At 74.9% G+C, this 16,631-nt stretch carries 16 protein-coding genes, 1 tRNA gene and 1 pseudogene; 8 read left to right on the plus strand and 10 right to left on the minus strand.

Going from position 1 to position 16,631, the window contains the following annotated elements; genetic code table 11:
- Window positions 1–31 precede the first annotated feature (31 nt).
- Together FHX32_RS27590 and FHX32_RS27595 are read left to right on the plus strand one after the other, a co-directional pair.
- Complete coding sequence (locus FHX32_RS27590) at window positions 32–244, plus strand: phosphatidylethanolamine-binding protein (protein WP_167189562.1); 213 nt, start codon at window positions 32–34, stop codon at window positions 242–244.
- Window positions 241–714: a hypothetical protein gene (locus tag FHX32_RS27595; protein WP_167189565.1), complete on the plus strand. Its 474-nt coding sequence runs from the start codon at window positions 241–243 to the stop codon at window positions 712–714. The genes FHX32_RS27590 and FHX32_RS27595 overlap by 4 nt, the downstream gene beginning before the upstream one ends.
- Before the next feature lies 1 nt (window position 715).
- Here FHX32_RS27595 and FHX32_RS27600 read toward each other — a convergent pair whose 3' ends face one another.
- A complete protein-coding gene (locus FHX32_RS27600) occupies window positions 716–922 on the minus strand; it encodes a hypothetical protein (RefSeq protein WP_088993884.1) in 207 nt (68 codons plus the stop codon).
- A gap of 133 nt (window positions 923–1,055) precedes the next feature.
- Between FHX32_RS27600 and FHX32_RS27605 the strand changes: the two genes are divergently transcribed.
- Entirely contained in the window at window positions 1,056–1,712 is a 657-nt protein-coding gene (locus tag FHX32_RS27605; protein ID WP_167189568.1) for a hypothetical protein, read from the plus strand.
- A 6-nt stretch (window positions 1,713–1,718) separates the two neighbouring features.
- Here FHX32_RS27605 and FHX32_RS27610 read toward each other — a convergent pair whose 3' ends face one another.
- From FHX32_RS27610 to fdh, 8 genes and pseudogenes are all read right to left on the minus strand, one after another.
- Window positions 1,719–1,889, minus strand: coding sequence for a hypothetical protein (locus tag FHX32_RS27610; RefSeq protein WP_167189571.1), 171 nt, complete (start codon window positions 1,887–1,889; stop codon window positions 1,719–1,721).
- 90 nt (window positions 1,890–1,979) lie between these two features.
- Window positions 1,980–2,177 (minus strand): hypothetical protein, encoded by a 198-nt coding sequence (locus FHX32_RS27615; RefSeq protein ID WP_167189573.1) that lies wholly within the window; start codon window positions 2,175–2,177, stop codon window positions 1,980–1,982.
- Between the two features lie 63 nt (window positions 2,178–2,240).
- Window positions 2,241–4,004, minus strand: coding sequence for a selenocysteine-specific translation elongation factor (gene selB / locus FHX32_RS27620; protein ID WP_167189576.1), 1,764 nt, complete (start codon window positions 4,002–4,004; stop codon window positions 2,241–2,243).
- Between the two features lie 3 nt (window positions 4,005–4,007).
- Window positions 4,008–5,315: an L-seryl-tRNA(Sec) selenium transferase gene (gene selA, locus FHX32_RS27625; protein WP_167189580.1), complete on the minus strand. Its 1,308-nt coding sequence runs from the start codon at window positions 5,313–5,315 to the stop codon at window positions 4,008–4,010.
- Window positions 5,316–5,334: 19 nt separating this feature from the next.
- A tRNA-Sec gene (locus tag FHX32_RS27630) sits at window positions 5,335–5,430 on the minus strand.
- 45 nt (window positions 5,431–5,475) lie between these two features.
- Window positions 5,476–6,675, minus strand: a complete 1,200-nt coding sequence (gene nrfD / locus FHX32_RS27635; protein ID WP_486481360.1) for an NrfD/PsrC family molybdoenzyme membrane anchor subunit — start codon at window positions 6,673–6,675, stop codon at window positions 5,476–5,478.
- Window positions 6,672–7,742: a 4Fe-4S dicluster domain-containing protein gene (locus tag FHX32_RS27640; protein WP_167189583.1), complete on the minus strand. Its 1,071-nt coding sequence runs from the start codon at window positions 7,740–7,742 to the stop codon at window positions 6,672–6,674. Before FHX32_RS27640 ends, nrfD begins: the two co-directional genes overlap by 4 nt.
- Before the next feature lie 86 nt (window positions 7,743–7,828).
- Window positions 7,829–11,047, minus strand: a pseudogene (fdh, locus tag FHX32_RS27645) (formate dehydrogenase); the annotation flags it as partial.
- 70 nt (window positions 11,048–11,117) lie between these two features.
- On the opposite strand from fdh, the gene FHX32_RS27655 reads away from it, so the two are divergent.
- Window positions 11,118–11,918 (plus strand): SDR family oxidoreductase, encoded by an 801-nt coding sequence (locus FHX32_RS27655; protein WP_486481415.1) that lies wholly within the window; start codon window positions 11,118–11,120, stop codon window positions 11,916–11,918.
- Window positions 11,919–12,460: 542 nt separating this feature from the next.
- Here FHX32_RS27655 and FHX32_RS27665 read toward each other — a convergent pair.
- Window positions 12,461–13,048 (minus strand): hypothetical protein, encoded by a 588-nt coding sequence (locus FHX32_RS27665; protein WP_167189589.1) that lies wholly within the window; start codon window positions 13,046–13,048, stop codon window positions 12,461–12,463.
- Between the two features lie 821 nt (window positions 13,049–13,869).
- Between FHX32_RS27665 and FHX32_RS27670 the strand changes: the two genes are divergently transcribed.
- From FHX32_RS27670 to FHX32_RS27685, 4 genes are all read left to right on the plus strand, one after another.
- Window positions 13,870–14,211 (plus strand): YciI family protein, encoded by a 342-nt coding sequence (locus FHX32_RS27670; RefSeq protein ID WP_167189592.1) that lies wholly within the window; start codon window positions 13,870–13,872, stop codon window positions 14,209–14,211.
- A 47-nt stretch (window positions 14,212–14,258) separates the two neighbouring features.
- A complete protein-coding gene (locus tag FHX32_RS27675) occupies window positions 14,259–15,506 on the plus strand; it encodes a DUF6596 domain-containing protein (protein ID WP_167190924.1) in 1,248 nt (415 codons plus the stop codon).
- 93 nt (window positions 15,507–15,599) lie between these two features.
- Entirely contained in the window at window positions 15,600–15,941 is a 342-nt protein-coding gene (locus tag FHX32_RS27680) for a hypothetical protein (protein ID WP_167189595.1), read from the plus strand.
- Window positions 15,938–16,597, plus strand: coding sequence for a nucleotidyl transferase AbiEii/AbiGii toxin family protein (locus FHX32_RS27685; protein ID WP_486481361.1), 660 nt, complete (start codon window positions 15,938–15,940; stop codon window positions 16,595–16,597). Before FHX32_RS27680 ends, FHX32_RS27685 begins: the two co-directional genes overlap by 4 nt.
- Window positions 16,598–16,631: the final 34 nt, after the last annotated feature.

The following is a 16,631-nucleotide window of genomic DNA, read 5'->3' on the forward strand; positions in this document are numbered from 1 at the left end:
CGACGGGCGACAGCGACCGGAGGAGGCAGTGATGCCAGGACCACGGCCGGGCAGCAACGCGTACGACAAGCAGCGCGCGCGGATCCGCAACGCGATCGACGATTCCGGACGCCGGGTGCCGGACGACAAGGCCAACCAGGTGGCCAACCGGATCCTGCAGGAGGACCGGGGACAGCGGGGCGTCGTGCGCGGCGAGCGGACGTACGGGCCCAAGGGCGAGCGCGAGCCCGGAGACCCGAAGTGACCGGGACCAGCCTGGCCGACGGGGTGATCGTCGGGGCGGTCGGCAGCACCGCGCTGAACATCGTCAGCTACCTGGACATGGTGCTCCGCGGGCGCCCGGCGAGCAGCACGCCGGAGGAGAGCGCCGGCCGGCTGGCCGGGGTGGCGCACGTCGACCTCGGCGCCGGGGACCAGGCGGCCAACCGCCGCTCCGGTCTCGGGCCGCTACTCGGCTACGGCGCGGGGATCGCCGCCGCGGTCGGCTTCGCGCTGCTCACCCGCGGCCGGCGGCAACCCCTGCCGCTGGCCGCCGGGCTGCTCGGCGGGGGCGTGATGACGCTCTCCGACGGCGGGATGACCGCGCTCGGCGTGACCGACCCGCGCACGTGGCGCCGCTCGGACTGGATCGCCGACCTGGTGCCGCACCTGGCGTACGGCTTGACGGCCGCAGCCACCTGGAACCGGCTGCGGCCGCCCGGCGGGCGGGGCTGAGTCAGCCCCGCCCGCCGCTCTCGTCGTCGGCCACCGGCTCCCCGGCCGGGCCGTACGGCGAGACCTGTCCCTTCGGCACCGGACGCCCGGCGTCCCCCTTGGACGTGCCGCGGTTGCGGGGATGACCGGTCGGTTGTGGGCCCTTGCTGTACTGGCTCGTGGCGCCCTTGTCGTTGCGCCGGAGCTCCTCCTGCTGCGGGTTGACCACAACTGTCTCCTTCCGCCGGACGGCACCCGGCCGGCGCCGCCTCCGCCACGGGTTACCCGCCGCGGCAGGCGCCATGCCGCAGCCGGACCGGTCGGCCAGGGGTGACCGGCCGCAGGCCGGGTACCCCCGGCAGATGGGCGACGACCGGACCGTGGCGCGGGTCCTGCTGGACCGGCGGGGACGCACGTACGCCGAGGAGGCCGGCATCCGGCTGGCCGACCGGCCGGCCCCGCTCTACCAGCTGCTGGTGCTCGCCACGCTGCTGAGCACCCGGATCCGGGCCCAGGTCGCGGTGGCCGCCGCCCGGGAGCTGTTCGCCGCCGGCTACCGCACGCCGCAGGCGATGGAGGCGGCCAGCTGGCAGGACCGGGTGGACGCGCTGGGCCGCGGCCACTACCGCCGCTACGACGAGCGCACCTCGACGATGCTCCGCACCGGGGCCCGGCTCTGCCTGGACCGCTGGCGCGGCGACCTGCGCCGGCTGCACCGGGAGGCCGACGGCGACCCGGCCGGGCTGCGCCGGCGGCTCACCGAGTTCCCCGGCATCGGCCCCACCGGGGCGGACATCTTCCTGCGCGAGGCCCAGACGGTCTGGCCGGACGTGCGCCCGTACGCCGACCGGCGTGCGCTGGCCGGGGCGAAGCGGCTCGGCCTGCCCGCCGCGCCGGACCGGCTGGCCGGGCTGGTCGGCGCGGCCGAGTTCGGCCGGTTCGCCTCGGCGCTGGTCCGGGTCGCGCTCGGCGAGGAGTCCGCCGGCGAGGTCAGCCGCACCGCCGCCGGCGCCCGCTGACCGCGCTCACTTCGTCGGCGTGTCCCCCGGCTTGGTGAGGTGCCAGACCAGCAGGGCCGCCAGCAGCGCCAGCACCACGAGGCCCCCGGTCACCCCGCCGCCCTCCTCGGGACTGCGGCCGGTGGTGCCGAAGTAGATCACCGCGAGCCCGGCGAGCACCGTGAGAAAGGTACGCATTCCTCGGTCCTTCACGTACCGCACGGTACGGACGGGAACAGGAGCGTACCCGGCTTTTCCGGCACATTCCCCCGAACGGGGGTGGTGCGCTCAGTCGACCTCCAGGTCGTCCAGCGAGATCTTGTGCGACATCAGCCAGCGGGCCAGCGCCGACATCCCGAACAGCCACAGCGGCGCCGACTCGGTGGTGCCGTTGGTGGCGAAGATGGCGAACCGCAGGTCGGGCGCCCGGTACGCCTCGATCCGCCACTTGTGCTGCCGGTCCCGCCAGATCGCGGAAGGGTCCATGCCCGTCACGCTAGGTGACCGGCCCTCCCGCCGGGCGGCCTTGACCACCCACGACGGTCCGGATCAACCGCTGGCGGCGACCACGATCCGGGCGTCGTCGGGCAGCCGGCGGGTGGCGCCGCGCCGGTCCAGCAGTTCCAGCAGCGGCACGGCGACCCGCCGGGTGGTGTCCAGCGCCCGCCGGGCGGCACTGAGCGTGAACGGCTGCGGCAGCCCGGCCAGCACCCGCACCGCCTCGTCGGCGGCCCCGGGCAGCAGCACCACGTTCTCGGCCAGCCGCAGCAGCGCCCCGGCACGCACCGCGGCGCCGATCTCGCGCGGCCCGAGACCGAGGTCGGCGAGGTCGGCCACCTCCGGGGCGCGGAACGGGCGCTCGGCGTACCCGGCCCGGAGCCGGGCCACCGCGCGGGCCACCGGCTCGGGCAGCGCGTCGGCGGCGGACGCGGTGACCCGCCCGGCGCGCAGCCGCAGCGGCGGCCGGACCAGGGCCTCGACCAGCGCCCGGTCGGGCAGCTCCAGGCGCCGCCGGAGCAGCTCGACCGGCGCGCCCGGCTCCAGCGGGTGCTCCCGGCCGTACCGGGTGACCTCCTCGCCCAGCCGGACCGCCAGCTGCCGCCAGTGCTCCGGGTCGGCCAGCCAGTCACCGGCGACCGGTCGGACGGTGACCTCGACCCCGGTGCGGACCAGGTCGGTGACCCGGGCCAGCCGGCGGCGGCGCAGCTCGCCGGCCAGGTCAGGACGGCCGTCCAGGCCGGCGAGCACCGCGGCGCGGGCGGCCGCGGCGCCCCGGCGGGTCAGCGGCGGGGGCGCCACGTCCAGCACGGTCACCCCGCCGGCGACGTGGTGGCGGCCCGGATCGCGCAGCAACGCCCGGTCGCCGACCAGCAGCGGCAGCGGGCGAGCCAGCCGCAGCCGGGCGGTGTCCGGGCCGAGCGGGCGCACCCGGGCGGGCACCGCGGCGGCGCCGACGTGCAGGGTGAGGGTGGCCGGCAGGTCGGCGACCGGGTCACCGGCGAGCCGCACGTCGAGCAGGTCGGTCAGCCGGAACCGGCCGGGGCTGAGCAGCGCGTCGCCGCGGGCCAGCCGGTCGCGGGGTACGCCACGCAGGTTCACCGCCACCCGGGCCACCGCGTCGACCCGCGCCGCGGCGACGCCGAGGCGGTGCAGGCCGCGCACCCGCACCGGCTCCCCGGTGGCGGCCAGTTCCAGCTCGTCGTCGACGCGCAGCCGGCCGGCGCCGAGGGTGCCGGTGACGACGGTGCCGCTGCCCCGGACGGTGAAGCAGCGGTCCACCCAGAGCCGCACCGGCGCGTCCGCCACCGGCGCGGGCAGCCGAGCCGCCAGCCGGTCCAGCGCCGCCCGCAGCTCGGGCAGGCCGGCGCCGGTGACCGCGCTGACCGCCACCGCCTCCACCGCTGCCAGCGAGGTCGCGGCGAGTTCCGCCCGGGCCCGGGCCAGCGCCGGCCCCGGATCGGCCAGGTCCGCGCGGGTCACCACCAGCAGGCCGGACGACACCCCGAGCGCGTCCAGCGCCGCCAGGTGCTCGGCGGACTGCGGCATCCAGCCCTCGTCCGCGGCGACCACGACCAGCGCGGCGGGCACCGGACCCACCCCGGCGAGCATGTTCGGCACGAACCGTTCGTGCCCGGGCACGTCGACGAAGGCGACCGTCCCGCCGGACGGCAGCGCGGTCCAGGCGAAACCGAGGTCGACGGTCATGCCCCGGCGCCGCTCCTCGGCCCACCGGTCCGGTTCCATCCCGGTCAGCGCCCGCACCAGCGTCGACTTGCCGTGGTCCACGTGCCCGGCGGTGGCCACCACCCACATGGCTCAGCCGTCCCCCGCCACCCGTAGCACGGCGGCCCGCACCGCGTCGTCGGCGTCGGCGGGCACGCAGCGCAGGTCCAGCAGCAGCCGGCCGCGCACCACCCGGCCGAGCACCGGCGGGTCGCCGGTGCGCAGCGGCCCGGCGTACCGCTCGGGCAGGCTCAGCGCCCACGAGTCCAGCTCCACGCCGGGGGCGCCGCCGCCACCGACCACCGCGGCGGCCGGCACCACCTCGGCCTTGCAGCCGTCGGCGGCGAGCCGGTCGCGCAACCACTCGGTCCGCTCCCGCAGGGCGCCGGCGGCCGCGTGCAGCGCCGCCCGGGTCGGGGTGGCCGGGTCACCGACGGTGGCGGCCAGCGCGGCCAGGGTCAGTTTGTCCACCCGCAGCGCCCGGGCGAGCGGGTGCCGGCGCAGCCGGTCGACCAGGTCGGCGGCGCCGAGCAGCAGCCCGGCCTGCGGGCCGCCGAGCAGCTTGTCGCCGCTGGCGGTGACCAGCGCCGCGCCCGCGCGCAGGGTGCTCGCGGCGTCCGGCTCGTCGGGCAGCAGCGGATCCGGGGCGAGCAGCCCGGAGCCGATGTCGGCCACCACCGGCACGCCGAGGGTGGCCAGCCGCCGCACCGGAACCGCCGAGGTGAAGCCGGTGACCTGGAAGTTCGACGGGTGCACCTTGAGCACGAAACCGGTGCGCGGGCCGATCGCCGCAGCGTAGTCGGCCAGCGTGGTGCGGTTGGTGGTGCCCACCTCGCGCAGCCGGGCGCCGGTGCTCTCCAGCAGGTCCGGCAGCCGGAACCCGTCGCCGATCTCCACCAGCTCGCCCCGGCTGACCACGATCTCGCCGCCGGCGGCCAGCGCGGTGGCGGCCAGCACCAGCGCCGCCGCGCCGTTGTTCACCACGTGCACCGCGCCGGCGTCCGGCACCGCGGCCGCGAGCGCGTCCAGGGCGTCCCGGCCCCGCCGGGCCCGCCGGCCAGTGCGCAGGTCGAACTCCACATCGGTGGGTCCGGCGGCGGCGACCACCGCGGCGACAGCGGCCGGCGACAGCGCCGCCCGGCCCAGGTTGGTGTGCAGCACCACCCCGGTCGCGTTGAGCACCGCCCGGGGCACCGGCGCGGGCAGCGCGGCCAGCGCCGCGTCGCGTACCTCGTCGGGGCTGATCTCGCCGCGGCGGGCCCGGTCCTGGGCGCGGTGGACGGCGGCCTTGACCCGGTCCCGCCCGAGCGTGCGGGCAGCGGCGGCAAGCGCGGGGTCGGCGAGCAGCGCGTCGGTGCGCGGCACCCGCCGGCGCGGATCCGCGCCGCCGTCCCCTGTCACGTCATCTCCCCGGCTGGCTTGGCGGAGACGGACGGGAATCGAACCCGCCTGGCCCGGGTCCCGGACCACACCGGTTTTGAAGACCGGGAGGGGCACCAGCCGCCTGAACGCCTCCACGGAGCATTTGACCACAGCGGCGGCGGGGCCGCGCGAGTAAGGGTCAGTCCTCCCCGGCGGCGCGGGCCAGCCGGTCGCGTTGCGGCACCACCGTGTACTTCGGATCCCTCGCCGAGGCGACGCCGCCGTGGAAGATGCCGAACCGGGTCGCCACCGACGCGGCCAGCAACGCCGCCCCGGAGAGCGCGGAGACCGTCCGGCTGCGCCCGCCGAGGACGGCGCCGGCCACCCCGGCGCCGGTCAGCGCCCGCCCGGCCCGCAGGAGCCTGCCTGCCCGGCCGACCCGGTACGGCTCGCTGAGCAGCCCGAGCCGGGTCTCCACCCGGTGCGAGCCGTACAGCTCCAGCGCCGCGCCGGCGACCGCCATCCGCCGCGCCGGCCCGGCCTGCCCGAGCGGCGCGGCGAGCAGACCCACCCCGGCGCCGCTGGCCAGGGCACTGCCCGCGAAGACCACCGGCAGCTCCGGGTACGCCTCGTGCCAGGACGGCACGGCCGTGTCGGCCAGCAGCACCCCGGTGTACGTGGCCAGCGCCGGCGCGGTGACCGCGGCGGCCAGGCCGGCGGCGTGCCCCACCGGTGGCAGCACCCGCCGGGCCAGCCCGGGCAGACCGTGCCCGGGCAGCCAGGGCGCGGCCTCCGCGACCGCCGCCACACCGGCGGCCGGCCCGAACGCGACCAGGATCCAGGTGCCCACCGACATCGGCGAGGTCGGCTTGGCGACCCGCAGCATGTGGTGGAACCGGGCCGGCCGGCCCAGGTCCCGGATCAGGAAGCCGGTGCTGGCGCCGACCGCCGCCAGCGCGGCGAGCCGCCCGGCCCGGCGCAGCGCCGGCCGGCCGGTGAGCTGACCGCCTGCGGCCAACAGCGACGACCCGGCCGCCAGCCCGCCGGTGAACAGGTACGCCGCGATGTCCCACTTCCACACCGGGGGCTTCAGCACCGGCCGGCCGTAGTAGGAGGTGAACTCGGCCTCCGGGACGGTGAGCTCCGCGCCGCCGCGCCGGCGCCGCCCGCCCCGGTGCCGCTCGGTCGGGGCGGCCGGCGTCGCCGGGGACGGCGCCAGGCCCGCCGCGGCGGCCCCGGCGTCGCTGCGCGCGGCGCCGACCCCGGTGCCGGTGGACCGCCCGCCCTCCCACGCCGGATCACCCGACCCGCCGGGGCCGGTTGCCGCCGGTCCGGCACCACCGCCGGCCAGGCGCTCGCGGAAACGGCGGAACCGGTCGCCGACCGGGCGGTCACTCACGAGGAACCTCCGACGAACGCGGCGACGGCGGCCGCCGCCATGGCCAACGCGGCCAGGCCGGCGCGCTTCCACATCTTCGGCAGGTCCCGGGTGGTCACCACCGGGTCCGGCGGCAGCCCGTACACCTCCGGGGAGTCGAGCAGCAGGAAGAAGGCGCCGTCGCCGCCGACCCCGTCGGTCGGGTCGTGCCCGTACAGCCGCGCCTCCGGCACACCCCGCTCGTGCAGGGTGGCCACCCGGGCGGCGGCCCGCTCGCGCAACTCCTCCAGCGGACCGTACTGGATGGACTCGGTCGGGCAGGCCTGCGCGCAGGCCGGGGTCATTCCGGCGCCGATCCGGTCGTAGCAGAGCGTGCACTTCCACGCCCGGCCGTCGCCCTTGCGCTGGTCGATCACCCCGTACGGGCAGGCCGAGATGCAGTAGCCGCAGCCGTTGCAGATGTCCTCCTGCACGACCACCGTGCCGAACTCGGTGCGGAACAGCGCCCCGGTCGGGCAGACGTCCAGGCAGGCCGCGTGGGTGCAGTGCTTGCAGACGTCGGACATCATCAGCCAGCGGAAGTCGGTGCGCCCCTCGGCGCTGCCGGTCCGTCCCGGCGGCCCGTCACCCGGCATGCCGAGGAACCGGGTACCGGCCGCCGTCGCCGCGGCCGGGTCGCCGGCCATCCGGGCGGCGGCGTCCGGCGAACCGGGCGGCACACCCGGTTCGGTGCCGGTGGGGTTGCCGGTGCCCGCGGCCACCGCCGCCGACGAGGCGCTCACCGAACCGCCGGTCGGGTTGCCGGCGAACGGGGGCGTCCGGTGGCCGGCCGGGCGGGCCTGCTCGACGAAGGCGACGTGCCGCCACGAGTTGGCGGTCAGCGCGCCGGTGTTGTCGTATGACATGCCCAGCAGGTCCAGCCCGGAGCCGGGCACGTCGTTCCACTCCTTGCAGGCCACCTCGCACGCCTTGCAGCCGATGCAGACGCTGGTGTCGGTGAAGAAGCCCATCCGCGGTGGGGCGTCGGACCAGCCCGCGTCCGGTGCCGGGTCCAGCGGGCCGAAGAGGCTGTTCGGGCCGGGGCTCATCTCGGCCCTCCCCCGTCCGGCCGCCGCTCGCCGGGCGGGTGCGCGCCGGGAGTGACGATCGAGGGATGCGGACCGGGGTCGGCGCCCGGTTCCAGGCCGGCCCGGCGCCGGTAGTCGGCCACCAGGTCCAGCAGGCGCGGCCCGGTGGGCCGCCGGCCCGGTCGTACGTCGCAGGTACCGATCTTGCTCTCCTGGATCAGCACGTTCGGGTCGAGGGTGATCCCGAACAGGTCGTTGGCCGAGTCGCCGGTGACCAGCCCCTCACCGCCGAAGTGGTACGGCAGCCACACCTGGTGGATCGTCCGGCCGTCCACCCGCAGCGGGGCGAGCCGGTCGGTGACCAGCACCCTCGCCTCGATCACCGCCCGCCCGCTGACCAGGTGCGCCCAGCCCAGGTGGGCCAGCCCCAGCTCGCCGGCCAACTCCGGGGACACCTCGACGAACATCGCCGGCTGCAACTCGGCCAGCGGCCGGACGGTGCGGCTCATCCCGCCCGCGGTGTGGTGCTCGGTGAGCCGGCTGACCGTGAACACATACGGGAACACCTGACCGTGCTCGGCCGGTGGGCTGGGGTTCACCGAGTTCACCGGGTGCGGGTACACCTTGCGGGTCGGGTTGGCCTGCTGCCGGTAGAACGGATTGCGCACCGGCGACTCGGCCGGTTCGTAGTGCGTCGGCAGTGGGCCGTCGATCAGCCCGCGCGGCACGTACAGCCAGCCCTTGCCGTCGCTCTGCATGACGAACGGGTCGTCACCGGCGATCCCGGCCGGTCCGGAGGTTCCCTCCGGCGGCCGGTACGTCGGCGGTTTGGTCTTCTCGAAATCCGGCACGTCGTAGCCGGTCCACTCGCCGGCGTCGGCATCCCACCAGACGTACTTCTTCCGTTCGCTCCACGGCCGGCCCTGCGGGTCGGCGGAGGCGCGGTTGTAGAGGGTGCGCCGGTTGGCCGGCCACGCCCAGCCCCACTCGCCGGCCACCCAGTTCTGCTCGTGCCGGGACTTGCGGCGGGCCGCCTGGTTGACCCCGTCGGCGTACACCCCGGTGTAGATCCAGCAGCCGGCGGCGGTGGAACCGTCGTCGCGGGCCTCGGTGAACGACGACAGCGGGCGGCCGGTCGCCACCTCGTACCCGTTGATCTCGCGCAGCACCGCCTCGGCGCTCGGCTCGGCGAACGGAGCCTGCGTGGGGTAGTCCCAGGTCAGGTCGAGCAGGGCCCGGTCGCGGGGGTGCGGAGAGCCGGCCAGCTTCTCCCGCAGCTTGCGCCCCAGGTGGTAGAAGAACCACAGCTCGGAGCGGCAGTCGCCCGGCGGGTCGAGCGCCTTCTCCCGCCACTGCAGCAGCCGCTGGGTCTGGGTGAAGGTGCCCTCCTTCTCCACGTGCGACGCGGCGGGCAGGAAGAACACCTCGGTGCGGCACTCCTGCGGGACGATCTCGCCGGTGGCCACCTCGGGGCTGTTCCGCCAGAACGTGGCGCTCTCGATCATGAACAGGTCGCGGACCACCAGCCAGTCCAGGTTGGCCATGCCCAGCCGCTGCGCCCGGCCGTGCGCCGAGCCGACCGCCGGGTTCTGGCCGAGCAGGAAGTAGCCCTTCACCTTGCCGTCGATCATGTTCAGCACCTGCTGGTAGGTGCCGTGGTCGCCGGTCATCCGGGGCAGGTAGCCGTAGCAGAAGTCGTTCTCCGGTGTCGCCGCGTCCCCCCAGTACGCCTTCAGCAGGCTGGCGCCGTAGGCCCGCGCGTTGCCCCAGAACCCCTTCTGGCCGGGGTGCCGGATGCTGTTCACCCACTGGTCGAAGGTCGGGTGGTCGGCGTGGTGCGGCATCGGCAGGTAGCCGGGCAGGAGGTTGAACAGCGTCGGGATGTCGGTGGAGCCCTGGATGCTGGCGTGCCCGCGCAGCGCCAGCACCCCGCCGCCGGGCCGGCCCACGTTGCCCAGCAGCAGCTGGATGATCGCGCCGGTACGGATGTACTGCACGCCGACGCTGTGCTGGGTCCAGCCGACCGAGTAGATCAGCACGCCGGTGCGCTCCCGGCCGGAGTTCTCCGTCCAGGCCCGCGCCAGCTCCAGGAACTTCTCCCGCGGCACACCGCAGACCCGCTCCACCATCTCCGGGGTGTAGCGGGCGAAGTGCCGCTTGAGGATCTGGTAGACGCAGCGCGGGTGCTGCAACGTCTCGTCCCGCTCGGTCCGGCCCGGGATCGGCGCGCCGTGCGACTCGTGCCGCAACCCGGCCGCGGCGTCCCGCTCCTTGTCGGTCTCCTCCGCCGCCGTCCCCGCCCGGGTCTCCTGGCCCGCGTACTGCCAGCTGGTCCGCTGGTACGTACCGGTGTCCGGGTCGTAGCCGGAGAAGAAACCGTCCCCGTCCTCGGTGTCGACGAAGTCCTCGCTGACGATCGTCGCGGCGTTGGTGTACGCCAGCACGTACTCCCGGAAGTCCAGCTCGTTGCTCAGGATGTAGTTCACCACCCCGCCGAGCAGGGCGATGTCCGAGCCGGCCCGGATCGGCAGGTACGTGTCGGCGAGCGCGCTGGTCCGGGTGAACCGCGGATCGACGTGGAAGACCTTGGCGCCGCGCCGCTTGGCCTCCATCACCCACTGGAAGCCCACCGGGTGGGCCTCGGCCATGTTCGAGCCCTGGATGACGACGACGTCAGCGTTGGCGACGTCCTGCTGGAAGTCCGTCGCGCCACCGCGACCGAAGCTGGTCCCCAGACCGGGGACGGTGGCGGAGTGTCAAATCCGGGCCTGGTTCTCGATCTGGAGCGCCCCCATCGCGGTGAACAGCTTCTTGATGAGGTAGTTCTCCTCGTTGTCCAGCGTCGCCCCGCCCAGGCTGGAGATGCCCAGGGTGCGGTTCAGCGGCCGGCCCTCGCCGTCCACGTCCTCCCAGGTCTGCTCCCGCGCGGCGAGCACCCGGTCGGCGATCATGTCGAGCGCGACGTCGAGGTCCAGGTCCTCCCACTCGGTGCCGTACGGCCGGCGGTAGCGGACCTTCGTCTGCCGCAGCGGGCTGGTCACCAGGCTCTTGCTGGCCGCGCCCTTCGGGCAGAGCCGGCCCCGGGAGATCGGGCTGTCCGGGTCGCCCTCGATCTGGCTGACCCGGTTGTCCTTGACGTACACCCGCTGGCCGCAGCCCACCGCGCAGTACGGGCAGACCGAGCGGGCCACGCTGTCGGCGGTCTCGGTACGCGCCGTCAGCTCCGCCGAGCGGGCCGACTGCGCCGCGGCGCCCCGGCCGAGCGGGTCGGTGCCGGTGAGCTGCCGGTAGACCGGCCAACCTTGGATGAAGGTACGGATGCCCACCACGCCACCCCCCTTCGCCCCGACGCCGACCCCTCGAACATAGGCCAGCCGACGCCCGCACGCGACAGCTCTGACCGATCTTCACGTCCCGGAGACAGCGCCGCCCCTTCGCGACGGCAGGAGGTGGTCGAGGCCGACCGGCGTCGTCGAGGCGTTCGCGGACGTCACCCACGCGGTGGTGCTGCTTCCCATGGTGTACGAGCCGGCCCTGGTCGCCCGATACGCGAGCAACGTCGCGCACGCCGCCCGGGCTGCCGGCGTGACAAGGCTGGTGTTCGTCACGGGCAACCGGATACCGACGGACGCCGACACCGGCGTGGCCGCCCTCGACACCCGCCGCACGGCGGCGCAGACCCTGCTCTCCTCTGGTGTTCCCACGGTGGTGCTCCAGCCGTCGGTATATCTGGACAACCTTCGCGCACCGTGGGTGGCCGGCCCGCTGGAGGATGAGGGCGTCCTGCGGTACCCGCTCGCCCCGCAGGCACCGGTGGCCTGGGTGAGTCACGAGGATCTCGCGGTGGCCGCCGTGGCCGCGCTGCACCAGCCCGGGTTACCTGGTCACCACCTGCCTCTCGGCGGCCCGGACGTCCTCACCGGCCCGCAGCTCGCCGCCCTGTTCGGCGAAGCCCTGGGCCGGCCGGTGCGGTACGTGCCGCAGACTCCGGCAGACTTCGAGGCCACGCTGACAGCGGTGCTGGGAGCAACGACCGCAGCCGCGGTGGCGGACACCTACCGGTGGGTCGCCCGGCACCCCCGGTACTACGCGGCCGACCCGGCGCCGGTGCACCGCCAGCTCGGTGTGACCCTGACGCCGCCCCGGCTGTGGGTGACGGCCCAGCCCTGGTCTCCGAACGCCGGAATATCCCGATGAGCGGCCTGCACCGGGCGGTCGGCCGAGCCCACGACGGCTCGTCCGTTCCCTTTGAGGACTTGGCGATGACCGTCACCGATGAGATCCGCCGGCACCACGGCGTCATGGCGGGCCGGCTGTCCGGACAGCTCCCCCGCACCCGGGATCAGTTCGACGTGTTCGCCGACGCGCACACCCCAGATTTCGTCCTGGTCAACGAGGACGGCGCGGTCCTCGGGCGGGAACTCGTCCTCGCCGCCGTGGAGGCCACCCACGGCGCCGTTCCCGGCTTGGTCGTGGTGATCCGGGACGTCCGGCTGGTGGCGCACGCCGGACCGCTGGTGGTCGCGCTGTTCGACGAGTGGCACCACCGGCCCGATGGCGAAACGCTGCGTCGGTGCACGGTGATCTTCCGCCGTGACCACATCGTCCCGACCGTTCTGCGGTGGCGGCATCTACAGGAGACGTCGGTGTATTCCTGGAGTGACGGCTGCACGACTGGCCGGCATCTGTTGGGTGCCGGCCAGCAGTCCCCCTGTGAGGAAAGTGTTTGTTCGGTTGGGTCAGCTGTTCCAGTGCTCGGCGACGAGGTCGGCGGCCTGCTGTTCCCACTGGGCGTAGTGGTCCGGGTAGGCCGACACCTGCACGGTCTGCGCGGCGACGGTCAGGGGCATGTCCTGCCACCCGTCGACCTGCTTGAGGCCCTTCAGGAACGCCGTGGTCGAGTACTCGGGGTCGGTGATCTGCTCCACCGTGCCCCACCCGCTCGACGGGCGCTGCTGGAACAGGCCCTGCGAGTCGTGGTCGTTGCGCTCGCCCAGGTGACCCAGGTTCTCCAGCTTCGACTCCTGCAGGCTGGTGGCGATGGCCACCACGGCGGCGCGCTCGTCCATGTCGGACGTCTTCGTCGCCGCGATGATCGCCTTCACATTCGCGACCTGCTCGTCGTTGAGGTCGATGCGCGACTGCTCACCCTGCACCCCGTGCGGGATCAGCTTGCCCATGTCCGGCTTGTCAGCCTGCACCACGGCGACCGGCTTGACGGCCTCGACCGGGCCGGTGTCGGCGTGGGTGGCGGGGCCAGCGGCGATGCCACCGGCGAAAGCCAGACCAGCAATACCCAGAACGCTCTTCCGCATGATCGTGTTCATCACACAGCTCCTTCCGGGGGATAACGCCACCAGCCCAAGGGGGGACAGGCCGACAGGGCGCAAGCACCATCAGGCGCTCAGAAAGACTTGGGGGACTCGGCACGATCACGGGCGGGGGACGCCCGTGGTGCCAAAAATGCCGGCCGAACCAGTAGGGCGGGGGTGCCCTACGCGGTGCCGGACTGGGTAACGACCGCCATTGCTGCGATCGCCGGGTGATGTAACGACCGGCCGCCCGCCATCATTCCGCGAACCCAGGACCCCGGGCCGGCCCTGCCGGCCACGTGCCCCTGCTCGATCGTCCGCATGATGTAACGCCCCCGACCAGGCCCCGATTCCACCACCCGGATGCCACCGATCACACCCACAAACCCGACACACACCCCACCGACCGCATCCCAGCAAACGCCCACCCCGGAGGCTGGGCAAGGTGATCAACTCCGGGTCAGCGGGGAGGGGGCCACCGAGGAACGAGCGGGATACCTCAGCGGCATATCCATGACTCAGAGGTATCACCCTCCCGGACAACACGCCTGGCCCCCGACGACACCGTGACGGCACGAACGGAGCTGGGCCACACCCCCAACCGCAACCACCCACCCACCGCAAGCGAACGGCGCGCCACCGAAACCGCAACCACCCACCGCGAGCGGACGGCATGCCCCAGGCCACTCACCGCCCGCGCGCCACCAACCGGCCGCAACCACGGCGCTGACCACCGCGCCGAAAAATCTCCCCGGACCCGGTCGATTTCCCCCGGACCCGATCGTCGTCATCCTGTACGGCACAGGGCCGCACAAGCAGACCTCGAGGAGTTCGACATGAAGTACATGCTGCTGATCCACGCCGGCGCCACCGACGGGGCCGACCAGTGCACGTTCGAGGACTGGGTGATGTACGACAAGGCGCTGAAGGAAGCCGGCGTCCTCGTCTCCGGGCACTCGCTGAAGGACCTGACCACCGCCACCACCGTGCGGGTCGGCCCGAACGGCGAACGGACCGTCACCGACGGGCCGTACGCGGAGACCCGCGAGGTGCTCGGCGGCTACGACGTGATCGACGTACCGAACCTCGACGTCGCGCTGGAGTGGGCCGCCCGCTGCCCCGGTGCGCGCGGCGGCGGGTCGGTGGTGGTGCGGCCGGTCGCCGAGTTCGACCTGTGACCGCGGTGGACGAGCGGGGCACCAGCGTCGGGGCGTCCGTCGAGCTGATGTTCCGGGAGGAACGCGGACGCCTGCTCGCCTCTCTCGTCCGCCGGTTCGGCGACCTGGACCTGGCCGAGGAGGTCACCTCCGAGGCGATCGAGGCGGCTCTGGTGCGCTGGCCGGTCGACGGCGTACCGGCGAGGCCCGGAGCCTGGTTGCTGACCACCGCCCGGCGCAAGGCGGTCGACCGGCTGCGCCGGGACCGGGCGTACGCGGCGCGGCTGGCGATCCTGCAGGTGGAGGCGGACCGGGCCGATCCGGCTGCGCCGGCGGACGCGGACACGGACCTGCCCGACGAGCGGCTTCAGCTCTTCTTCACCTGCGCCCACCCGGCGCTGCCCGCCGAGGACCGTACGGCGCTGACCCTGCGGTGCCTCGCCGGCCTGACCACGCCCGAGGTCGCGCGGGCCTTCCTGGTGCCGGCGGCCACGATGGCGCAGCGGATCGTCCGGGCGAAACGGAAGATCCGGGAGGCCCGGATCCCGTTCCGGGTGCCCGGCCCGGACGAGCTGCCCGACCGCCTGCCCGGCGTGCTCCAGGTGCTCTATTCGATCTTCACCGAGGGCTACGCGGCCAGCTCGGGGGCCCGGTTGCAGCGGCTCGACCTCGCCGAGGAGGCGATCCGGCTGGCCCGGATCCTGCGCCGGCTGCTATCCGCCGAACGGGAGGTGGCCGGGTTGCTCGGGCTGATGCTGCTGGTGCACGCCCGGCGCGACGCCCGTACCGGCCCGGACGGCGAGCTGGTGCTCCTCGCCGACCAGGACCGCGGCCGGTGGGACCAGCAGATGATTGAGGAGGGGCGCGCCCTGGTGCCGGTGGCGCTGACCGGCGGCCCGCCCGGCCCGTACGGGGTGCAGGCCGCGATCGCCGCGCTGCACGACGAGGCCGCCGACGTGGCGAGCACCGACTGGCCGCAGATCGTGGCGCTCTACGACGTGCTGCTCGCCGTGGCCCCGTCCCCGATCGTCGCGCTGAACCGGGCCGCGGCGGTGGCCATGCGGGACGGGCCGGCGGCCGGCCTGGCGCTGCTCGACGAGCTGGCCGACGAGCCGCGGCTGCGCGGGCACCACCCCTACCCGGCCGCCCGCGGCGACCTGCTGCGCCAGCTCGGCCGGTACGCCGAGGCGGCGGCGGCGTACCGGGCGGCGCTCGACCTGGCCGGCACCGAGCCGGAGCGGGCACACCTGCGGCGCAACCTGCGCGCGGCGGAGGGCCACGACCCGGACCACCCGGACCACCCGGACCGGCCATGACCGGCCCGCACGGACGAGGCGTCGGCCCGGTCGAATGCGCATGAGGCGCACGCGTACGCGCGTCCCGGCGGCCGGGGGCGTTACCCTGTCAGCATGTCGGCCGTTTCCGCCACCACCCCCCGCGCGGTCCACCTGGCCCGCCCGGGGCGTCCCGCCGTGGTGGCGCGCACCCTGGCCGAGCTCACCGGCCCCACCCGCGGCGTGGTGGAGCTGCCGGTACGGCTCGTGTGGTGCCCGGACCGCCACTTCGACCTCGGCGACCCGGACCAGCTGCTCTGGATGTACGAGAACGTGCTGCGCGAGACCACCCGCACGGAGGACCTCCGCCGGCTGATCAACGGCCGGACGCTGCGCCGGGTGTGGCGGCTGCTCAACCTGCCGCGTGGCGTCCGCGCCGCCTGGGAGGACCGCCACCGGGGCCTGCGGGCGGCGTGAGCACCGCCCACCCCCACGAGTTCTACCGCGAGGTGGCCCGGGTGGCCCTGTCGGCCGCCGGGCGGTACCGGTTCGTGCTCGGCGGCGGGGTGGCCTGGGCCGCCCACGGGCTGGTCACCCGCCCCACCGAGGACGTCGACCTCTTCGCCGACGTGGAGGGCGCGGCCGCGGCCGCCGCGACCGCGGTGCGGGACGCGCTGCGGCGGGCCGGCTTCCAGGTCGACGACGCCGACCCGGACAGCGACCTGGCCGAGCTGTTCGACGGCTTCGACCGGGACCTGCGGGACTTCGTGGTCAGCCGGGGTCACCGGCAGCTCCGGCTCAGCCTGGCCCGGCTCGACCGGCACCGCAGCCCGGTGGTGATGGACCTGGGCCCGGTGATGGACCTGCGCGACCTGGTGGCCAGCAAGACCGCGGCCCTGGTCAACCGCCGCGAGGTGCGCGACTACATCGACGTCGCCGCGGCCCGGGAGCACTACCCGGTGGCCGAGCTGCTGGCCCTGGCCCACCAGTTCGACCCGGCGCTGGACCCGGAGGACGTCAGCGCGGCCGGCCGCTACCTCGACCGGCTGCCGGACCGCCGGTTCGCCCGCTACGGGCTCGACCCGACCGAGGTCGGCCGGATCCGCGAACGACTCGCCGACTGGCCACGCTGACCGCACCCGCCGCAAGGCGCGGTCACTTCGTCGG

Source organism: Micromonospora sp. CNZ280 (assembly GCF_011759515.1).